15 protein-coding genes are annotated in these 14,450 nt (G+C 71.3%); 7 read left to right on the top strand and 8 right to left on the bottom strand.

What is annotated here, in order from left to right; all coding sequences use genetic code 11:
• Positions 1-218: 218 nt before the first annotated feature.
• The 8 genes from Aut01nite_RS38545 to Aut01nite_RS38510 all read right to left on the bottom strand — a co-directional run bounded on the left by Aut01nite_RS38545 (position 219) and on the right by Aut01nite_RS38510 (position 8,057).
• Positions 219-1,343, bottom strand: a complete 1,125-nt coding sequence (locus Aut01nite_RS38545) for a YihY/virulence factor BrkB family protein (RefSeq protein ID WP_043526178.1) — start codon at positions 1,341-1,343, stop codon at positions 219-221.
• A 150-nt stretch (positions 1,344-1,493) separates the two neighbouring features.
• Complete coding sequence (locus Aut01nite_RS38540) at positions 1,494-2,291, bottom strand: ABC transporter permease (RefSeq protein ID WP_373871569.1); 798 nt, start codon at positions 2,289-2,291, stop codon at positions 1,494-1,496.
• 33 nt (positions 2,292-2,324) lie between these two features.
• Positions 2,325-3,083 (bottom strand): ABC transporter permease, encoded by a 759-nt coding sequence (locus tag Aut01nite_RS38535; protein ID WP_043526181.1) that lies wholly within the window; start codon positions 3,081-3,083, stop codon positions 2,325-2,327.
• 1 nt (position 3,084) lies between these two features.
• The gene (locus Aut01nite_RS38530) at positions 3,085-4,008 is read right to left on the bottom strand and encodes an ABC transporter ATP-binding protein (RefSeq protein ID WP_043526183.1); all 924 of its coding nucleotides are present in this window, start codon (positions 4,006-4,008) and stop codon (positions 3,085-3,087) included.
• 10 nt (positions 4,009-4,018) lie between these two features.
• Entirely contained in the window at positions 4,019-4,549 is a 531-nt protein-coding gene (locus Aut01nite_RS38525; RefSeq protein WP_043526184.1) for a hypothetical protein, read from the bottom strand.
• Positions 4,550-4,563: 14 nt separating this feature from the next.
• Positions 4,564-6,429, bottom strand: coding sequence for a DNA primase (gene dnaG / locus Aut01nite_RS38520; RefSeq protein WP_043526186.1), 1,866 nt, complete (start codon positions 6,427-6,429; stop codon positions 4,564-4,566).
• A 45-nt stretch (positions 6,430-6,474) separates the two neighbouring features.
• Positions 6,475-7,689 carry a deoxyguanosinetriphosphate triphosphohydrolase gene (locus Aut01nite_RS38515; protein WP_043526336.1) on the bottom strand — a complete coding sequence of 405 codons (1,215 nt, stop codon included), beginning with the start codon at positions 7,687-7,689 and terminating at the stop codon, positions 6,475-6,477.
• A 17-nt stretch (positions 7,690-7,706) separates the two neighbouring features.
• Positions 7,707-8,057, bottom strand: coding sequence for a VOC family protein (locus tag Aut01nite_RS38510; RefSeq protein ID WP_043526187.1), 351 nt, complete (start codon positions 8,055-8,057; stop codon positions 7,707-7,709).
• A 120-nt stretch (positions 8,058-8,177) separates the two neighbouring features.
• Between Aut01nite_RS38510 and Aut01nite_RS38505 the strand changes: the two genes are divergently transcribed.
• The 7 genes from Aut01nite_RS38505 to Aut01nite_RS38475 all read left to right on the top strand — a co-directional run bounded on the left by Aut01nite_RS38505 (position 8,178) and on the right by Aut01nite_RS38475 (position 14,358).
• The gene (locus tag Aut01nite_RS38505; protein WP_152628767.1) at positions 8,178-8,684 is read left to right on the top strand and encodes a DUF4388 domain-containing protein; all 507 of its coding nucleotides are present in this window, start codon (positions 8,178-8,180) and stop codon (positions 8,682-8,684) included.
• A 100-nt stretch (positions 8,685-8,784) separates the two neighbouring features.
• Positions 8,785-9,165 (top strand): roadblock/LC7 domain-containing protein, encoded by a 381-nt coding sequence (locus Aut01nite_RS38500; protein WP_204037898.1) that lies wholly within the window; start codon positions 8,785-8,787, stop codon positions 9,163-9,165.
• A 66-nt stretch (positions 9,166-9,231) separates the two neighbouring features.
• A complete protein-coding gene (locus tag Aut01nite_RS38495; RefSeq protein WP_043526340.1) occupies positions 9,232-10,302 on the top strand; it encodes a DUF4388 domain-containing protein in 1,071 nt (356 codons plus the stop codon).
• A 37-nt stretch (positions 10,303-10,339) separates the two neighbouring features.
• Positions 10,340-10,828, top strand: a complete 489-nt coding sequence (locus Aut01nite_RS38490) for a roadblock/LC7 domain-containing protein (RefSeq protein ID WP_043526191.1) — start codon at positions 10,340-10,342, stop codon at positions 10,826-10,828.
• A 55-nt stretch (positions 10,829-10,883) separates the two neighbouring features.
• On the top strand, positions 10,884-11,255 hold the full coding sequence (locus Aut01nite_RS38485; protein ID WP_043526192.1) for a hypothetical protein: 372 nt from the start codon (positions 10,884-10,886) through the stop codon (positions 11,253-11,255).
• 283 nt (positions 11,256-11,538) lie between these two features.
• Positions 11,539-13,215 (top strand): family 43 glycosylhydrolase, encoded by a 1,677-nt coding sequence (locus Aut01nite_RS38480; RefSeq protein ID WP_052163866.1) that lies wholly within the window; start codon positions 11,539-11,541, stop codon positions 13,213-13,215.
• 75 nt (positions 13,216-13,290) lie between these two features.
• Positions 13,291-14,358: a DUF2786 domain-containing protein gene (locus Aut01nite_RS38475; protein WP_043526194.1), complete on the top strand. Its 1,068-nt coding sequence runs from the start codon at positions 13,291-13,293 to the stop codon at positions 14,356-14,358.
• Positions 14,359-14,450 lie beyond the last annotated feature (92 nt).

The following is a 14,450-nucleotide window of genomic DNA, read 5'->3' as shown; positions in this document are numbered from 1 at the left end:
GCTGGTCGTCACTGCTGTCTCGCCCGCCCCGAGACAGCAGTGACGACCAGCCGGAAGTAACCCCGCTGGCCGGCGGACAGTTCCGGGCCGGACGGGACGTGACATCCCCTGTACCGACACTCCCCCGACTGCGGGCACGAAGAAGCCCGGAGGGGCGGCTCCGGGCTTCTTCGTGGTGCGCACGTAAGGGCGGTGCGCGGGTGAAGCGGACAAGCGGGTCAGCCCTCGCTCAGGCCACGCTCGCTGCCCTTCTTGAGCTTGCGGGTGTCACGCAGTTCGAGGAAGGGCTCGTCGTCGGCGGGGTGGCCGGCCGCGATCGCCCGGCCGCGCTCGAGTTCCGCGTCGAGTTCCGCGCCGAGCAGGATCGCCATGTTGGAGATCCAGAGCCAGACGAGGAAGGCGATGACACCACCGAGCGTGCCGTACGTCGCGTTGTAGTTGGCGAAGTTGGCCAGGTACAGCGCGAACGCCGCGGAGGCCGCCACCCACAGCACGACCGCGAAGATGCCGCCCGGGCTGACCCAGCGGAAACCGCCGGTCTTCGCGTTCGGCGAGGCCCAGTACAGGACCGCGAACATCAGGCTGATCAGCATGACCAGCACCGGCCACTTGACGATGTTCCAGGTGGTGACGAAGACGCCGCTGAGGCCGATCTTCTCCCCGACGACCTGGGACAGTTCACCGGTGAAGATGACGATGGCCGCGGAGGCGATCAGCATGACGCCGACGAGAGCGGTGACGCCGACCCGGATCGGCAGGGTCTTCCAGATGGGCCGGCCTTCCGGCACGTCGTAGATCGAGTTGGACGCGCGCATGAACGCCGCGATGTAGCCGGACGCGGACCAGAACGCCACCACCAGACCGATGATCGCCGCCAGTCCGGCCTTGCCGGTGCCCTGGACCTGACCCAGCACCAGCTCGACGAACTCCTGGAGTTTCGCGCTGGGCGCGATCTCGCTGACCGCGTCCCGCACGGTCTGCTGACCGTCGTTGCCGATCATGCCGAGCAGCGACACGATCACCAGGACACCCGGGAAGATCGACAGGATGCCGTAGTAGGTGAGCGCGGCCGCCCAGTCCGAGATGTTGTCGTCGGAGAACTGTTTGAACGTGCGTTTCAGGGCGGCGAGGATGCCTTTGCCCTTGAGCTGGGTGGGACTGTCCGGCCCGGCGTCCGGCCCCGGCGCGGAGAGATCCACGTCGCGGTCCTCTCCGGTCCGCGCCGTGGCCGCCGCGGCCACGTCGTAGTCGGTGTTTCCCTGACGGCGCGCCTCGGCTGCCTCCCGGTCGTCCGGACCGGCGGCGTGTGACGACGTCTCGTCAGCCTTGTGGAAAAGTTTCATGGTGGGGTTCCCTCCGGTCCGAAGCGATGGCTCCCGGCCGGTCCACACGTCGTGTCCCCACCACGACGTGCGCAGACGGCCTACACGTCAGTTGCCCTCCGTCACGCTTTCCCTAACCTTCCGTCCCGTCCGCGACCCTTCGGGGCCATGTCAGCGGCACAGCAGCCGCTCCATCCGGCGGCCGGCGACGGCCAGGCCCCCGGCGGTCAGCGCCAGCAGGTAGAGCACGTCGAGCAGCTGGACAGGGCCGACCGTGCCGAGGCTGATGCCGCGGATCAGATCGACCGCGCGGTACAGCGGGGTGATCTCGACCAGCCAGCGGAGCGCAGCCGGATAGGTGGTGGCCGGGACGAAGGTGCCGGAGAACAGGAACAGCGCGAACTGGCCGGCGCCGATCATGTCGAAGTCCTGCCAGCTGCGGATCAGTGTCGCGATGGCCATGCCGAGCGCGCCGAACGCGAAGCCGACCAGGACCGTCGCCGGGAAGGCGGCGAGCGCCCGCAGCGGGCTGGTCAGATCCATCGCGACCATGATCGCCAGGAAGACGGCCGAGTAGAGGCTGCCCCGCAGCATCGCCCAGCCCAGCTCACCCAGCGCGATCTCGATCGGCCGGACGGGGGTGGCGAGCATGCCCTCGTACAGCCGCATGAACTTCATCTTCCCGAAGAAGTTGAAGGTGGTCTCGACGATCGCCCCGCTCATCGCCGACGCCGCGAGCATCGCCGGGGCCACGAACTCGGCGTACCCGATGGTCTGGCCGCCGGGCAGCGGGATCTCCCCGACCAGCGAGCCCACCCCGATGCCGATGGAGAACAGGTAGAACACCGGGTCGAGCAGGCCGCCGAGCATCACCAGCCAGTACGCCGGTTTGAGCGCCGACACGTTACGCCCGGCCACCGCGGCCGAACGGCGCCCGGCGCCACTGAGGCCCGCCAGCCGGGGCAGCATCACGGTCAGCACGTCGCCACACCTCCGGTCATCTCAGAACACCAGCCGCCGCCGGTAACGCCACACCGCCAGGAACCAGCCGGCCACGCCCCAGAGCAGCAGGTAGAGCACGTGCCACACGGCTCCGGGACCGGGGTCGAGGCCCAGGACGGCGGTCCGGCACAGGTCCACCCCGTGCCAGAGCGGCAGCACATGGGCGATCCAGCGCAGCGCCCCGGGCAGCGACTCGATCGGGAAGAACACCCCGGAGAACAGCGACATCGGCAGCACCACGAAACGGAACAGCACGGCCAGGAACATGTCGCTGGTCACCGACGCGGTGTAGGCCGCGGCCGGCGCCGCGGTGGCGAACCCGAGCAGCGCCGCGATCGGCAGGACGGCCACCGCCCCGGGCGACCGGATCGCCCCGAACAGCAGCGCCACCAGCAGGAACGAGGCGACGCTGAGCAGCACCCGGAACAGCATGAAGGCCAGGTGCCCGCCGAGGATGTCACCGGCCCGCAGCGGCGCGGCGGCCTGCGCGAAATAGCTCTTCACCCACGCGAAGCCGCTCATCACCGGCCAGGTCGCCTCGCCGACGGCGGTCTGCACGGCGGTGGTGGCGATCAGGCCGGGGACCATCCACTCCAGATAGGAGAAGCCCTGCACGTCACCGGTCACGAACGCGCCGACGCCGAGGCCGAACCCGAGCATGGTGAGCAGCGGCAGCACCACCGAGGACAGCACGGTGGCCCGCCAGGTGCGGCGGTAGTTGACCAGGTGGTACTCGAAGACGTAGGTCGCGGCGGTCATCTCAGTCCACCAGGGTGCGGCCGGTGAGGCGCAGGAACACGTCCTCCAGGCTGCTGCGGCGGGCCAGCGAGCCCACCGGGGTCAGCGAGCGCCGGTGCACCTCGGCCAGCGCGTCGTCGCCGTCGGCCACATAGAGCAGGATCCGGTCGGGCAGCACCTCGATCCGCTCGCCGATGCCCTTCAGCTCGTCCGCATAGGCGCCCTGGTCCTCGGTGGGGAACCGCAGCTCGACCACCTCACGGGTGGAGTGGGCCGCGATCAGCTCGCGCGGGGAGCCCTCGGCCACGATGCGGCCGCCGTCCATCACCACGAGCCGGTCGCACAGCTGCTCGGCCTCATCCATGTAGTGCGTGGTCAGCACCAGCGTGACGCCCTGCTGCTTCAGCCGGAACAGCCGCTCCCACACCAGATGCCGGGCCTGGGGGTCGAGACCGGTGGTCGGCTCGTCGAGCAGCACCAGGTCGGGCTCGTTGATCAGCGCCCGGGCGATGGTGAGCCGCCGTTTCATCCCGCCGGACAGCGGGTCGACCCGGCTGCCGGCCCGCTCCCCCAGCTGCACGAAGTCGAGCAGCTCGGTGGCCCGGGCCCGGGCCACCTTGCGCGGGATGCCGAAGAACCGGGCATAGGTCGTCAGGTTCTCGCGCACGGTCAGCTCGGGATCGAGGTTGTCCAGCTGTGGGCAGACGCCGAGCCGGGCCCGGATCGCCGGGCCGTCCCGCCGCGGGTCCATGCCGAGGATGCGCAGCACGCCGTCGCTGGGTGGGGAGACGCAGCCGATCATGCGCATGGTGGAGCTCTTGCCCGCGCCGTTGGGCCCGAGGAACCCGAACGCCTCGCCGGGCCGCACGTCGACGTCGATGCCGTCGACCGCGGTGAACCCGTCGAACCGTTTGACCAGACCGCGCGCGTGGATGAGGGAGTTCACCCTCGCGACCCTACGGAGGGGGTACGACAGAATCCCGCGCCGCGCCCACCAGTTCCCCGGTCGCCAGGACCACCGGCTCGCTGTCCACCGGGGTGCCGGAGTCGTACCGGACCGCCCAGCTGAGCCCGTCGCGCCCGGCCACCCGGCGGCCGACCACCCGGACCGCGCCCTCGGGGAGCGGGTGGTGCGCGGTGTACGCCACCGACCGGGTCACCCGGGCCCGCACCTGGTCCGGCAGCTCCGCCGGCTCCAGCAGGAGGAACGACACCACCGGCGCGTCCACCAGCACGGTGTACCCGTCCCGCTCCTCGGCGACCTCGGCCGGCGTGATCCGCAGCTCCCGCCCGGACCAGGCCGCCTTGTGCACCTCGTGCCAGCCCAGCCGGCCGGCGACGCCGGGCAGCCAGAGCCCGTGGTTGGTGGCGACCACCACGTCCGCCGAGTCGGCGACCGGGCACCACGCCAGGACGCGTTCGCCGTCGGCCAGCGGGGGCCGGGACGCGGCCGGCAGCCGGGGACGCCGCCGGAGGAACTCGAACATCGTCAAGGGCCACCTCATCCGTGCGCCGAGTCGTAGGAGAACGCCGCCTGCCGGAGCGCCTTCGCATGTTGTTCCAGGGGGAACAGCTCGCCCGCCAGCGCGAAGTACTCGTCCCGGTTCTTGACCGGGTTCATCCTCTGGATCTTGGACTTGATGTCTTGGATCCGGGCCATCACCCGGGGCAGCTGGAGCCGGGCCACCTGCTGCGAGACATAGGAGGGGTCGGCCTCGCGGTCGGCCCGCAACGGCTCCACGGACAGCTCGCCCACCATGGCCTTGGCGCCCAGATCCTCGGCCGCGTCCCGGACCGCCTCGATCCAGTTGGCGCCGCTGATCGCCGCGGCGGTCCCGCCGACGGCCGCGATCGCGACCCGGATCGAACGCAGGATCTCGTCGCCGAAGTCCTCCGGAGCAAGCGTGTCGAACATCGACCCGGCCAGGCCCGGGCACTGCAGAGCGAGTTTCAGGGCCTCCCGCTCGGCCAGGCGCTGGGTGCTGTGCACCGAGCCGGAGCTCCTCTCGGCGCGCGCCTCGTTGCCGGCCTGGGCGGCGCGGACGGCCCGCTGGACGGGCTCCAGGTCCATGCCGAGGTCGCCGGCGAGCTTCCGGGCGTACTCCGGGCGCTTCTCCCGGTCCTTGATCTTGGCGACCAGAGGCGCGGCACGCCGCATCGCCTCCACCCGGCCCTCCACCGTGTCCAGGTCGAAGCGGGCGATGGTCTGGCGCAGGGCGAAGTCGACGAGCGGCTCCCGGCCCGCGATCATGTCGCGGACCGCCAGATCGCCGCGGGCCAGCCGCAGCTCACAGGGATCCATGTTGTCCGGCGAGACCGCGATGAAGGTACGCCCGACGAAGCGCTGATCCTCCTCGAACGCCCGCAGCGCCGCCTTCTGCCCGGCCGCGTCCCCGTCGAAGGTGTAGATGATCTCGCCGGTGAAGCTGTCGCTGTCCATCAGCAGCCGCCGCAGCACCTGGATGTGATCCACCCCGAACGCCGTGCCGCAGGTCGCCACCGCGGTCGGCTCGCCCGCCTCGTGACAGGCCATCACGTCGGTGTACCCCTCGACGATCACCGCCCGGCCACGCTTGGCGATCTCCCGTTTCGCGTGGTCAAGCCCGTACAGCACGTGCGATTTCTTGTAGATCGGCGTCTCGGGGGTGTTCAGGTACTTCGGGCCGTCGTCGTCGTCGAACAGCTTCCGCGCGCCGAACCCGATCACGTCGCCGGTCACGTCCTTGATCGGCCAGAGCAGCCGCCGCCGGAACCGGTCGATCAGCGAGCCGGACCGGGCCTGCTTGCACAACCCGGCCGTGATCAGCTCCTCGGCGGTGAAACCCTTGAGCCGCAGGTGCTTGCCGAGCGCGTCCCAGGTGTCCGGGGCGAAGCCACAGCCGTACCGCTCCGCCGCGTCCCGCCCGAACCCCCGCTCGGCCAGGAACTCCCGCGCCTTGCGCGCTCCCGGCGAGCCGAGCTGGTCACGGTAGAACGCGACAGCGGCGGCGTGTGCGGCGATCAGCCGCTGTTTCTGTCCGATCTGCGGCCGCGGCGTGGAGGGCCCGGTGTCGGTGTCGTAGCGCAGCTGGATGCCGGCCTTGCCGGCGAGCCGCTCCACCGACTCGATGAACGACAGATGCTCCGCGTCCATCAGGAACTTGATCGCGTCCCCGCCCTGCCCGCACCCGTGACAGAAATACACGTTACGGGCCGGCGAGACGTTGAAGGAGGGCGTCTTCTCGTCGTGGAAGGGGCACAGCCCCTTCATGTTGCCGCCGCCGGCCGACCGGAGCGTCACCGTATCGCTGATCACGTCGATGATCGAGGTCCGGTCGCGGACCAGTGCGATGTCCTCGTCCTTGACCCTGCCCGCCACGGCATACATCCTGCCTCGCGCGATCGGCCGTCCGCCAGCAGGGTCGGCCGCGCCTCAGCCGCGTGTCCCGACGACCGCCCGATGCCAGGCCACGGCGGCGTGGTCGGTCAGCGAGGCGACCTGGTCGATCACCACCCGCAGGCGTGCCGCGTCGTCCTCGGCGGCCGCATGCAACGGGCGGAAGAGCGGATCCAACCTCTCCGGGGTACGGGTGAGCGCCTGAACCAATTCGGTCAGGATCGTCCGCTGCTGCTCGTACCAGTCCTCGGCCGCCCTGGACCGCATGACGTACCGGTAGGCCATGCCCTTGAGCAGCGCACACTGGTTCCGGACGGCGCGCGGGACGATCAGGTCGGCGTCGTACCGGCGCAGCGGTCCGGTGCCGTGATGCCCCTGGGTGGCGCCGACCGCGGACGCGACGAACCGGCCGGTCAGCACACTCGTCATCCGTTTGAGGGCGGTCAGGGCGGTGTACCCGCCGTCGTAATCGGCGACCGCCGCCACGGCCGGGTCGGCGAGCAGCTGATCGAGGGCGCCGCCCAGTTCGTCACAGGTCTCGCCGGAGTAGGTGGCGGCGACGTCGACGCAGAGCGCGGCCCGCTCGTCCGGATCGGCCAGCAGCGTACGCAGATCGATGTAGCCGCCGTGCACGCCGTCCTCGACGTCGTGCACCGAGTAGGCGACGTCGTCGGCCCAGTCCATCACCTGCGCCTCCAGGCAGCGGCGCTCGTCGTCACGCCCGTCCCGCAGCCACTCGAAGACCGGCCGGTCGTCGGCGTAGACGCCGAACTTGCGGTAGCCGGGCTTGCGGAACCACGGGTACTTGGAGCAGGCGTCGAGGGTGGCCCGGGTCAGGTTGAGACCGGCGCCGGGAACCTTCGCCTCCAGCCGGGTGATCACCCGCAGGGTCTGCGCGTTGCCCTCGAAACCGCCACACGGTCCGGCCACGGCGTCCAGCGCGGCCTCCCCGTTGTGCCCGAACGGCGGGTGGCCGAGGTCGTGGGCCAGCCCCGCGACGTCCACCACGTCGGGATCGCAGCCGAGGCGGGCGCCCATCTCCCGGGAGATCTGCGCGACCTCGAGCGAGTGGGTGAGCCGGGTCCGCAGGAAGTCGTCCGACCCGGCGGTGTGCACCTGGGTCTTGGCGGCGAGCCGGCGGAACGCGGCCGAGTGCAGCACCCGGGCCCGGTCCCGCTGGTACGGGGTACGCCCGTACCCACTGTCCTTGGCGGGCTCGGCCGCCCACCTCCGGCCCTCGGCGGCGATCATGATCCCCATGAGCTGAACTAACGCGCGCTCAGCACGCAGAACTCGTTGCCCTCGGGGTCGGCGAGGACGATCCAGGGCACGTCGTCGGTCTGGCCGATGTCGACGTGGCGGGCGCCCATGCCGACCAGGCGCTCCACCTCGGCCTGCTGGTCGTCCGGGCGCAGGTCGATGTGCAGCCGGTTCTTCCCCCGCTTGACGTCGTTGTTGACGCCGAACAGCAGGCCGGGCAGCTCGTCGGGGGTACGCCGGATCTCCACCTCGTCGGCGGACTCGTCGACGATCACGTAGCCCAGCGCCTCGGCCCACCACCGGCCCAGCCGGGCCGGGTCCTGCGCGTCCACCACGACCTGCTCCCAGCGACTGGGCACGAGTCCTCCCGAAATAGACATATGGCGATCATGTTACGCGATCCGGCCGGGTGAACCGGACAGAACAGCGCACCGGCCGTGCGACGACGGCCCTCGATGGGGGGTTCAGGATGACGAACCGTGATTCCAGGTTCATCGGCGACCGCATCGATGCGGCGCCTGCTCACCGAACTGGGCGAGTCGGGACGTACCGGCGCGCTGCACGTCGGCGGCACCCCGGGCGGGGTGCTCTACCTGATCGCCGGACGCATCGCCTACGCCGAGTCACCCGCCTGCGAAGGCATCGGCGAACGTCTGGTCGGCTCCGGGCGGCTTACCCCGCAGACCTGGCGGGCGGCCTATCAGGAGGGCCGTGGCAGCCACCGGGTCGGCCGGGCGCTGATGCGGGACGGCTGGCTCGGCCAGAACGAGCTGGCGCTGCGGGTGGTGGCGGTGATCGCCGACGCCACCCACGTGCTGCTGCAGCAGGCCGACGCGCCGGCCCGGTTCGTGCCGGGCGAGCGGCACTGGCTGGGCGAGGTGGCCGGCGTGGACCTGGGCGCGCTGGGCCATTACACGGCGGCACGGCTGCGGGCGGTGCCACACCCCCGGCGCGCCGGGGCCCGAGTCGCCGCGACGGGACCATGACGCACAACGGGTGCGACCCGTCAGCTGCCGGTAACCGGAGGATGGCCCACGGTGGCGGACGGGAAGCGCCCGACCGCCGACCGTAGCGCTGAGGAGTGAAGTGCCCGGCGTCGACCACTGCCTACAGGAGGCGATGACGATCCCCGGCGCCGTCGGGGCCAGCATCGTCGACTACACCACCGGTTTTCCGGTCGCGACGACCGGAGCCGCCCCGAACTCCGACCACGAGGCCGCGGCCGCCGGCACGGCCGAGGTGGTCCAGGCCGCGAACAGCCGCTCGCTGTTCGTCTCCGCGGTTCCGCACGACCTGCTCGAAGACCTGATCATCACCACCGCCGGGGGCTATCACCTTCTGCGGATGGTCCAGACCGAGTTCGACAGCCGCCTGGTGCTCTACGTGTGGCTGGACCGGGTCCGCGGCAACCTCGCCGTGGCCCGCCGCCAGATGCAGCGCCTGGCCGACGACCTGGTCGCGCGATGAGCACCCGCACCGGCCGCACCCGTTCCACTGACCATGCTCGACGCACTGACCACGAAGGAGCGTTCGGTGGGCCCGACCAGGACGTTGGCGCCCGGAGACCTGCTCGCGCGGGTCGCCGGGGCGCGGCAGACCGGAGCGCTGGTGGTCAAGGGCCATCCAGGCGGCGCGGTCTACGTCCTCGAGGGCCGGGTGCTGTACGCCGAGTCGCCGGCCGCGCCGGGGGTGGGCGAGCTGCTCACCTCGTCGGGGCGGCTCGCCGGGCGGACCTGGCAGAGCGCGCTCGATCTGGGCACCTCGACCGCCCGGGTGGGCCGGCTGCTGGTCGAGCAGGGCCATCTCACCCAGGGCGAGCTGGAGTTGTGCGTGCTCGGGGCGACCTACGACGCGGCCTACTTCGTGCTCTCCGACGATGCGGCGCCGGCCGAGTTCCTGGCCGGCGCGATGCACTGGCTGGGGCCGGTGGTGCACATCGACGCGGCGGCGGTGGAGCGCGAGGTGCGCCGCCGGATCCAGCTGCTCGACGAGATCTTCCCGAACCCGCGGATCGACGTGGCGCCGGTCATCCCGGTGACCCGGCCGCCCCGCGAACGGGTCACCGTCACCGCGCCGCAGTGGGAGGTGCTGGTTCACGCGGACGGCCAGCGCACCCCCGCCGACCTGGCGCAACTGCTCGGGCGGGCGGGGTACGCGATCATTGCGGAACTGCGCCGGATGGCCGCGGCGGGGCTGATCGAGCCGCCCGAGACGAAGGCTCCGGAGGGTCCGGAGTTCGTCCGGCTCCCGCATCCACGGGGGGCGTCGGTTCCGGTGAGCCGGTCCGCGCCGGCCGGTTCCGTACCGGCGAGTCCCGCGTCGGCGAGTCCCGTACCGGCGGATTCCGCGCCGGCGAGTCCCGTACCGGTGATCTCCGGTCCGGAACCGGCGGCCCGCAACCCGCCGCCCGTCGGCGACCCACCGCCCGCCCCGCCACCGCCCGGCGACGGCAATGCCGGGATGAACCGGCCACCGCGGCTGGCCCGCCGAAAACCCGGCGCGAAGCTGCCCAAGGAGTTCGCGGGCGAGAGCCCGCCGGCGCATCAGGGCGCCGATGAGGTTCTACTCAAGCGCATACGCACCGCATTGAGGGCACTGCGGTGACCCGCGCGCCACCGACCAGCCGAAGGAGCGAGAAGAAGTGACGGTGGATCCGGCGGTACTCGACGAGCTCGCTCGCCTGCGCAGCAGAGTGCCGGAGCTGGCCGGCAGCGTGCTGGCCACCGCCGACGGGCTGGTCGTGGCGCACGACTCGCACGGCATCGAGCCGGACACCCTGGCCGCGCTGGCCGCGGCCCACCTGGCACTGGCCCGCCGGTTCGCGCACGCCGTCAATCACGGTGACCTGCGCGAGTCGGTGGTGGAGTGCGACGGCGGATACATCACCTCGTACACCGCCGGACCGAACGCCCTGCTCACCGTGGTCACCTCGGGCGACGCGAACCTCGCCATGGTGCATCTGGAGGCGCGGCGATGCGTACGCCGCCTGATCCGGATCATGGCGCTGGAGACCGCGCCCCCGCTGCGCCCGGAGATCCCCACACAAGCCGGCCCGTCGACGCCGCTGGCCCGGCGGACCCCGATGGCCACCCTGCCGAACGTCGTCCGGCGCCGTCAGGCGGCCGGCTGACCGGCAGGTCGGACCGCAATCGACCACCATCCCACCACAACGGAGGAACAATCCCATGCCCGACATGGACACCGCACTCAAGGAAATCATGGAGATCGACGGCTGCATCGGCGTCGCGCTCGTGGACCACACCAGCGGCATGGCCCTGGGCACGCTCGGCGGCGGCAAGGACCTCGATCTGACGGTCGCCGCGGCCGGGAACACCGATGTGGTCCGGGCCAAGCTGCGGGCGATGGAGATGCTCAACCTATCCGAGAAGATCGAGGACATCCTGATCACTCTCGACACGCAGTACCACATGATCCGGCCGCTCACGAGCCGGTCGGGGAAGGGCCTCTTCCTCTATGTGGCCCTGCGCCGGGACCGGGCGAACCTGGCCATGTCCCGGCACCAGCTGCGCCGTATCGAGAACGATCTCGACGTCTGAGTCCCGAGGCGTGATCGCCACCCCTGGCGACGGGGAGGGCCCGCACCGCCCTCCCCGTCCTCGCCGGTGATGTGCCCCGGAGACCGAACCGTAACCAAGGTTTCCGGGACGTTACCTCTTGCCGTCCGTTCCAGGCGCGTGCATCCTGTCTTTGCAGCGCTGCAAAGACAGCGCAGGAGCCGAACGCACGCCAGAACGACAGTTCGACGTGCGTTTTCGTGTCTCATGTGGTCGGCGCCGGTGTGCCAGCACCGTGCGCTGCGCATCCGTCTGTGAGGACCATGTGAACCTTCGCCAGAACCGTCGGCCGGGCCGGTTGACCGCCCTGCTGGCCGCGTTCCTCTTGATCGCCGCCCCGGCCGTCCCGGCGGACGCGGCAGAGCCCGCCCCGGCCGTCCCGTCCCACGCGGCGAAGCCCGCCACGGCCGGCCCCGACCCGGTGGCCCACGACCCCACGCTGATCAAGCAGGGCCGCTACTACTACGAGATCATCACCGGCGACAGCGCCACCCGGACGTACCTGCCGATCCGGCGGTCCGCCGATCTGATCAACTGGACCTACGTCGGCACCGTCTTCGACACCGCGCCGGCCTGGGTCACCGCCGAGCTCGGCGTCACCCCGGACGACTTCTGGGCGCCGGACATCAACTACTTCGACGGCGAGTACCACCTGTACTACGCGGCCTCCTCGTTCGGCACCAACGACTCGGTGATCGGCCTGGCCACCACCCGGAGCCTGGAGAAGCCGCAGTGGGTGGACCGGGGCCTGGTGCTGCGCACGACGAGCGGTGTGGAGAACGTCAACGCGATCGACCCGGACGTCAGCTTCGACCGGGCCGGCGACGCGTACCTCTCCTACGGCTCGTTCTGGGACGGCCTGCGGATGCGCAAGCTGGACGTACGGACCGGCCTGCTCTCCACCAGCGACACCACCGAGCACCGGATCGCCTCCCGTGCCGGCATGGCGATCGAGGGTCCGTCGGTGACCTACCGCAACGGCTGGTACTACCTGTTCATCAGCTTCGACTTCTGCTGCCGGGGCGTGAACAGCGACTACCGGGTGATGGTCGGCCGGTCCCGGAGCATCACCGGGCCGTACGCCGACCGGGACGGGGTCGCGCTCACCGACGGCGGCGGCACCCCGATCCTGGCCGGCTACAACGACTTCGCCGGCCCCGGCCACGGTGACGTCTACGGCGACCTGTTCGCGCACCACTACTACGACAAGGCGGACGCGGGCGCGCCCAAGGGCTCGATCCGGCGGATCAACTGGGTGAACGGCTGGCCGCGGCTGTCCGACCCGCTCAGCGGCAACCGCGGGTACGGTCACGGCCCCGCCTACGTCCAGCTGGTGCACCGCGACAGCGAGGCCGTCCTGGCGAACGCGAGCTGCGGGTACGAGGGCGCCGCCATCACCCTGGCCGCTCCGGACGAGGGCGACCCCTGCCGGCAGTGGCAGCTGATCGACCGCGGTGACGGCGCGGTGAGCCTGACCAACCGGCAGAGCAACAAGGTCGCCGAGGTGGCCGCCTGCGTCGACGCCGACGGCGCGCCGGTCGCCCAGTGGGGCTGGCTCGCCAACGACTGCCAGCGGTTCCGGCTGATCCCCGGCTCCGCGGGCTGGTCCCGGATCGTCAACCCGCTCGCCGGACGGGCCCTCCAGCCCGCCGCCTGTGCCGGCGCCGGCGCCGCGGTGCAGACCTTCGCCGCCGGGGACTGCCAGGAGTTCCGGATCCAGCCGGTCGGCGAGGTGCTGCTGACCGACCTGACGAACACCAGGCTGATCGGCAAGCGCTGGCGGTTCACCCACACCACCGGCGGCTGGTACCGGGTCACCGACTCGGCCTCGCGCCGGTCGCTGGACGGCACGTACTGGCGGATCGAGGCGCCGGCCACCGGCGGCTACCGGCTGGTGGGCCTGAACGGGCAGACCCGGGAGGTCCTGCTGCACACTCCGTGACCGTCCGGCCGCTCGGCAGTCACGGCGCCGGGGTCCTGGCCGGGAACCAGGACCCCGGCAACTACCATCTGCTCCATGACGGCCCGCGAGATCGTCGACCGCGTCCGGGCCGGGGAACTCGACCACGAGACCGCGCTCGACCTGCTGACCGGCGCGCCCGCCGCCGAGGTGGACGACGCCCTCGACACAGCCCTGACCGGGCAGTTCGACCGCCTGTTCCGCAACGGCTGGCAGCCGCTGGAGCTGCACCGGGCGGTGGCCCGCCGGGGCAACCCGATCCAGGCGCGGCTGGTCGCGGAAGCGGCCACCGCGTTCCTGCGAGGCAAGGAACCGGTCGACGCCCGATGGCGCGACCAGATCCCGAAGCCCGTGGGTAGGCGACAGGACCGGATCGCGGTCCTGGACGCCTCCCTGGACCTGCTGGGCGAGCTGCGCCGGCTGCCCGCCATCGAGATCCTGATCCCGCCGCCGGGCACCCCGCTCACCACCGTGCCGCACCACGGCGACCAGCGGATCCTCGGGCGGGTACGGGCCCTGCTGGCCAAGGCGGAGGCCACCGACTTCCCGGCCGAGGCGGAGACGTACAGCGCCAAGGCCCAGGAGCTGATCATCCGGTACCGGATCGAGGAGGTCACCGCCCCCGCGGTGGACATGACCCCGTTCGCCCGGCGGATCGGCGTGGACCACCCCTACGAGAGCGAGAAGGCGGGGCTGCTGGACGCGGTGGCCCGGGCCAACACCTGCCGCACGGTCTGGTCGCCGGAGCTGGGGTTCAGCACGATCTTCGGCTTCGACTCCGACATCGACGCGGTCGAGCTGCTCTACACGTCGCTGCTGGTGCAGGCGAACCGGGCGATGGTCCGGGACGAGAAGAACGTACGCAAGGCCCGGCTGAAGGCGTTCCGGCGGTCGTTCCTGGTCTCCTACGGCGTGCGGATCGGCGAGCGGTTGCGCGAGACGGTCGAGCGGGAGATGACCGGGCACGGCGATCTCCTGCCGGTGCTGCGCAGCCGTGAGATCAAGGTCCACGAGGAGATGGACCGGGTCTTCCCGCGTACGGTCCGCACGCGCGGCAGCCGGGTGGACAGCCTGGAGGGCTGGGAGTCCGGGCGGGCCGCCGCCGACGAGGCCCAGTTGCGCTGACGCCTTATTTCAGCGCTGAAAATTGTTATCCCGCGCCCACCGGCGCATCTACGGGGGTGCCGCTCTTTTCTGTGGGCGACGGGCAACCTTTC

Source organism: Actinoplanes utahensis (genome assembly GCF_016862455.1).
GTDB lineage: Bacteria > Actinomycetota > Actinomycetes > Mycobacteriales > Micromonosporaceae > Actinoplanes > Actinoplanes utahensis.
This window is presented reverse-complemented; position numbering and strand designations above follow the sequence as displayed.

Coding starts and splice junctions, on each gene's coding strand:
- Aut01nite_RS38515 (WP_043526336.1), bottom strand. CDS start 7,689: ATGATCGCCGCCGAGGGCCGGAGGTGGGCGGCCGAGCCCGCCAAGGAC.
- Aut01nite_RS38525 (WP_043526184.1), bottom strand. CDS start 4,549: ATGTTCGAGTTCCTCCGGCGGCGTCCCCGGCTGCCGGCCGCGTCCCGG.
- Aut01nite_RS38475 (WP_043526194.1), top strand. CDS start 13,291: ATGACGGCCCGCGAGATCGTCGACCGCGTCCGGGCCGGGGAACTCGAC.
- Aut01nite_RS38540 (WP_373871569.1), bottom strand. CDS start 2,291: ATGCTGCCCCGGCTGGCGGGCCTCAGTGGCGCCGGGCGCCGTTCGGCC.
- Aut01nite_RS38485 (WP_043526192.1), top strand. CDS start 10,884: ATGCCCGACATGGACACCGCACTCAAGGAAATCATGGAGATCGACGGC.
- dnaG (WP_043526186.1), bottom strand. CDS start 6,429: ATGTATGCCGTGGCGGGCAGGGTCAAGGACGAGGACATCGCACTGGTC.
- Aut01nite_RS38535 (WP_043526181.1), bottom strand. CDS start 3,083: ATGACCGCCGCGACCTACGTCTTCGAGTACCACCTGGTCAACTACCGC.
- Aut01nite_RS38545 (WP_043526178.1), bottom strand. CDS start 1,343: ATGAAACTTTTCCACAAGGCTGACGAGACGTCGTCACACGCCGCCGGT.